Genomic DNA, 3,871 nt, shown 5'->3' on the forward strand with positions numbered 1-3,871 from the left:
CAACAGGTCCTGAGGGGAGTGGCAATCCTGGAGCAATTGGTCAATAAGATCGTTGCTGATAGGCATTTTGTAGTCCTTTAAAGGTTTTGCTAAAAATGCCATTTACACAGATTATTTTACAGCCTCGCGTGGTAATAACCTATGCTCTTTTTTATTTTTTATCCACATGGCGCTGCTCGTGATGAAGAATGTCATGCACTGAAATTACTCTATAAGCGGCGCGTCAGACACTATTTTTCTCGCGTCAAACGGTTAAAATTATTTTTTTAGATAAGGAGAGTTTCATGCGAAGGATCACGATATCACTGCTATTTATCCTTGTCTGTTTAACCTGGGGCACCACCTGGCTCGCCATGAAAATCGCGGTGGAAACCATTCCGCCATTGTTCGCGACCGGCATGCGTTTTATTGCCGCCTCACCGCTGCTTATCATTATGGCCTGGGTAACCCGTGCGCCATTACTTTTTTCCCGCGGCCAGCGTCTTTTCCAATGTGCGGTGACGGTATTTTATTTCGCTATTCCCTTTTCATTGATGATTTATGGCGAGCAAACCGTGAGTTCGGGGCTGGCGTCGGTAATATTCGCCAATATGCCCGTGGCGGTGCTTATCGCCTCATTACTGCTGTTAAATGAGAAAACCTGCAGGCTGCAAATTCTGGGATTACTGCTGGCGATTGCTTCTCTGGCCGCGGTGCTGCTAAGCGAAGCGAAAGAGACCAGCCGCTGCCACTGGCAAGGCGCCCTGAGTTTAATCGTGGCATTAATCATGCATGCGGTGATGTATACGCTTTGCAAGAAGCGCGGCTGCCACGTGGCGGTGTTGACCTTCAATGCACTACCCTGCTGCGCCGCAGGATTAGCATTAATCGCTGCCGGTTGGTGCCTGGAGCAACCCCGCTGGCAAGATTTTTCTCCCGGCTCGGTAGGGGCAACGCTTTATTTGGGTGTGGTGGCGGGCGTCTTTGGTATCCTGTGTTATTTCTCGCTGCAGAAAAAAGCCAGCGCCTTCCAGGCTTCCACGGTTTTTTTAATTTTTCCGGTTATTGCGCTATTGCTGGAGAACGCCCTCTACGGCTATACGCTTTCGCCGGTTTCGCGCCTGCTGCTGCTGCTGCCGCTCAGCGCCGGGATCTTATTGACGCTGCTCTCGCAGCGCCACACCCCTGAACCCCGGTGAATCTCCCTCACCGGGCGTGGCGATCGCGCATCCTCAGGACCTCGGGTCACAGGTCATGGACCCATCATAAACGATAACCGGCGGTGTGGCGGTGTGGCGGTGTGGCAGTTGCCCATTGTCGGGCCCCGAAAAGCGTCGGCAAAGCAGTCGTGTTATTCTGGGGGAGCCGCCGTGTTTCGCTGGGAGCCCGGCGACACAGTCAGGGAAGCCGGCGAGCGGGACGACTGGTTAGCTAACGGCGCGCGCAGGTTACCTGCTGCTGCAAGCAGACAAGCGCTTAGCCCGGCAGATGAAAAAAACGGCGCAGCGGCGCCGCCAGGGCGATAAAGTCGCGATTGCCGCTCTGGCGCCAACGCGTCTCATACCACAGCAACATCAAGTAATTGACCCAGGGGATCCAAGCGTCAATATGCCGGCGCAATCGCTCGCGCTCAAGACCGGGCATGTGCCCCACATAGTCGGTCAGCACCCGCTCTTGGCTGGCAACCGGCAGCGCATAGCCGCAAAACAATGCCGCCAGCTCCAGCGCCACATCTCCGTCGCCGGCATATTCCCAGTCGATGAGCGCCAGAGAGCCGTCCGCTTGGCACAGCACATTGCCTTGATGCACATCCATATGCAATAGCGCCTGACGCAACGCCGCCGGCGGACGCCGGCGCAAAAATCGCCGCTGCAGCGCCAGCCAGGCCGGTGAACGCCGCGCCGGGTCGCTGCTGTGCCAATAACGCGCGTAGCGCGCCTGCAGATCCAACGGATAACCGCTGAGCCGGTGCTGATGCAGCGTCGCCAGCGTGGCCGCCAATGTGCCCGCCGCCAGCGCGTGCTGCCAGCCTTGACTGTCCACCGGCTCGCCAGGCAGCCAGTCTACCAGCAGCCAGCCATTGCTAAAGCCCCGCGGACGCGGCGCCAGACCGCTGCCGTGAAGACAGCGCAGCAGGCGAAACTCCCGACGGCGATTGACCCCCAGCTGCGTTTTCTGCCCGCTGGCACCCCGTGCCAGCACATCAAATCCGGCCCCCTGTAGCCGCCAGCTTTCGCCGGTAAGGCCGCTGACCGGCTGAGGTTCGACCGCCTCCGTCAGCGCGGACGGCAGGCAAAGCGCCAGCGCCGACCGCAGGCCGGGGTCAGTCTTGGGCAACGCCGTTACCGGACCAGATAATTTCGCCGGTCTGCACCAGCATCAGTTGAAGATCGAGCGTCGGCTGCTTCACGTCGCCGCCGGCGGCGCTGTAGAGCACATATTGCGCATTCAGGTAGCGCGCCAGCCCCACCGCTTTGCTGCGCGACTCCAGACTGTCGTCCGCGGAAAGCCCCAGCGTCTGCCGCGCCGCGTTCAATTGCTCGGCGCCCACGACCTGAAATTTACCGCCGGCGTCCGCAATGAGCCGAGTGAGCGATGCTGTGGCTTTCCCGGTCTGCATGCTACCGTTGGTGGCGTTTTTCATGGTATTGACCAGCAATACGCTGCCGTCATTGATCCCCTCTACCGCCAGCAGTTGCTGCACCATGGGCGACAGGCTGGCTTGCCAGTCAATGGTCTTGATTTTCGGCGGCATCGGCACCGGCTCGCTGGTGGCCGGCGGCGGCGGCTGCACCGTAACCGGCGGCGGTACGGGCTCGATGGTCGCCGGCGGCGGCGCGGGCGTTCGGGAGGTACAGCTGGCCAGTACCAGCGCTGCGAGGACGATTAAGGCTCTGTTTTTCATTGTAGACTCGACGTTGACCCTTTATTGCAAAGACAAAGAGAGACGGACGTGTTTCGCCTCTGGATTCCCATTTACCGCCTGCACTCGCGCTTGGCCGTTAGGCGGTACGATAAGCGTACGTGTGGCGGCAAAAGGGATAACATCTAATCCCTGCGCATCGTACCAGTAGAAACGGTAATGCACGGTGACCGGCGCAGGATGATCATTACTGAGGAGACTATAGGCGCTGAGCCGCCCCCGATCGGTGGTAAGCGACGGCGGTGAGGCGGTAATGCCGGCGCTGAGCACCGACGAGTCCATCACCAGCGATTGCTGATTGTTGATAATTAAAGCGGGATCGCCGCTGCCGCCGCTGCAGCCGGCGAGCAGCAATAACACCGCGACCCAAGGAGCTAAACGCATGTTTTTCCTTAGCGCATCAGGCCACCAGCGGGCCAAGCGGTTTGCCGCCCAAAAGATGCATATGCAAATGATAAACTTCCTGGCCGCCGTGGCGGTTGCAATTCACGATCAACCGGTAGCCCTCTTCGTCGATGCCCTCTTGTCGGGCGATTTTCGCCGCGACGGTGAACAACCGTCCCAACGCCGCCTCATGGTCGGCGGTGACATCATTGGCGGTGGGGATCAGCACGTTAGTGACAATCAGAATATGGCTGGGCGCTTTGGGGCTGATGTCGCGAAATGCGGTAACCAAATCGTCCTGATAGAGAATATCTGCAGGAATTTCCCGGCGGATAATTTTACTGAAAATGGTTTCTTCGGCCATGACGGCGTTCCTTGTTTCCTGACGGTGGGTAACGGGAGTATGAGTGAGGAGCTCCCTGCTTTTCAACCGTCCGCGTCATTAAAATAGACACGTATGAATCACCCCGGATAAATTAGAGTCTATACTTTAAAAGTGGAGGTCTCTATGACAACGACCAAACGTTACTCTCCGGAAGTCCGTGAACGGGCAGTTAATCTAGTGCTGGAAACTCAGCATGAGCA

Annotated in this window: 5 protein-coding genes; 1 reads left to right on the forward strand and 4 read right to left on the reverse strand. The window is 57.8% G+C overall.

Annotated features, from left to right (window positions below):
• Positions 1-284: 284 nt before the first annotated feature.
• Positions 285-1,178: a DMT family transporter gene (locus tag CINSTRO3249_RS13815; RefSeq protein ID WP_074013692.1), complete on the forward strand. Its 894-nt coding sequence runs from the start codon at positions 285-287 to the stop codon at positions 1,176-1,178.
• A gap of 277 nt (positions 1,179-1,455) precedes the next feature.
• On the opposite strand, the gene CINSTRO3249_RS13820 is transcribed toward CINSTRO3249_RS13815, so the two are convergent.
• The 4 genes from CINSTRO3249_RS13820 to hinT are packed head-to-tail and all read right to left on the reverse strand — an operon-like array spanning position 1,456 to position 3,650.
• Positions 1,456-2,316 carry a phosphotransferase gene (locus tag CINSTRO3249_RS13820; protein WP_084790240.1) on the reverse strand — a complete coding sequence of 287 codons (861 nt, stop codon included), beginning with the start codon at positions 2,314-2,316 and terminating at the stop codon, positions 1,456-1,458.
• Entirely contained in the window at positions 2,303-2,884 is a 582-nt protein-coding gene (lpoB, locus tag CINSTRO3249_RS13825; RefSeq protein ID WP_074013693.1) for a penicillin-binding protein activator LpoB, read from the reverse strand. Before lpoB ends, CINSTRO3249_RS13820 begins: the two co-directional genes overlap by 14 nt.
• A gap of 21 nt (positions 2,885-2,905) precedes the next feature.
• Positions 2,906-3,286 carry a YcfL family putative periplasmic lipoprotein gene (locus CINSTRO3249_RS13830; RefSeq protein WP_074013694.1) on the reverse strand — a complete coding sequence of 127 codons (381 nt, stop codon included), beginning with the start codon at positions 3,284-3,286 and terminating at the stop codon, positions 2,906-2,908.
• A gap of 16 nt (positions 3,287-3,302) precedes the next feature.
• Positions 3,303-3,650, reverse strand: a complete 348-nt coding sequence (hinT, locus tag CINSTRO3249_RS13835) for a purine nucleoside phosphoramidase (protein ID WP_074013695.1) — start codon at positions 3,648-3,650, stop codon at positions 3,303-3,305.
• Positions 3,651-3,871: the final 221 nt, after the last annotated feature.

It is taken from the genome of Candidatus Sodalis sp. SoCistrobi (genome assembly GCF_900143145.1).
GTDB lineage: Bacteria > Pseudomonadota > Gammaproteobacteria > Enterobacterales > Enterobacteriaceae > SoCistrobi.